Here is an 835-nt window from a genome sequence, read left to right on the forward strand (position 1 = left end):
CTTACCAAGGAATCTCATACAATTCCATGCGCTTTTGTCGCATTTGCTAGGCAGTTAGCGCTTCGATCTAAAAATATTAACTCAAAACGCCTTCTGAAGAATTAAAACTATCCCTCACTCACAAAAAACCGCCCTGCACTTTTCGGTGCAGAGCGGTTTAAGATAGAGATCGGCCTTCAAACCATGAGGCCGATATTGATTAAGCGCTTATTTAGTCGCAGCCTTCTTAATACTTGATTCAACTACCGCTACAACACGACGGTTAGCCGCTCTACCTTCAGATGTAGCATTATCAGCAATAGGCTGCTCCTCACCAAAACCTACAGACTTAACACGAGCAGCAGGCAAACCAAACTTATCAGTCAAAACCTTACTTACAGAATCTGCACGACGCTGCGATAAAGCTTTGTTGTATGCATCATTACCGCGATCATCAGAGTGCCCTTCTACGGTCACAACAGTTTTCTCAAACTGCTGCATAAACTCGGCAACTTTCTCGATTTCCGGGTAGTTATCCTTAGAAAGTATAGAGCTATTTGACGGGAACTTGACATCCATCTGGATAGAAACAGTTTCTGTCAGCATGACGGGACATCCCGACGCATCGACCTTAAACGCAGCATTAGTACCCGCGCACTTATCGATGTTGTCCGCTACGCCATCTTTGTCAGAGTCTTTGATCACTACCTTTTGAACTGGCGCTGGCTTAACTTCCTCTTTAACGGGAGCAGGCTCTTGCTTCTGAACCACTTGCTTAACAGGAGTGATGACAGGTGCTTCCACCATCATTGCTGGCGCGACATCACGACCAAATGCATAACCAACAGCTAAGCGA

1 protein-coding gene is annotated in these 835 nt (G+C 45.5%); it reads right to left on the reverse strand.

What is annotated here, in order from left to right; all coding sequences use genetic code 11:
• Nucleotides 1-207: 207 nt before the first annotated feature.
• A partial coding sequence (locus A3729_RS02660) for an OmpA family protein (RefSeq protein WP_156497591.1) occupies nt 208-835 on the reverse strand: 628 nt, incomplete at its 5' end.

It is taken from the genome of Oleiphilus sp. HI0043, assembly GCF_001634935.1.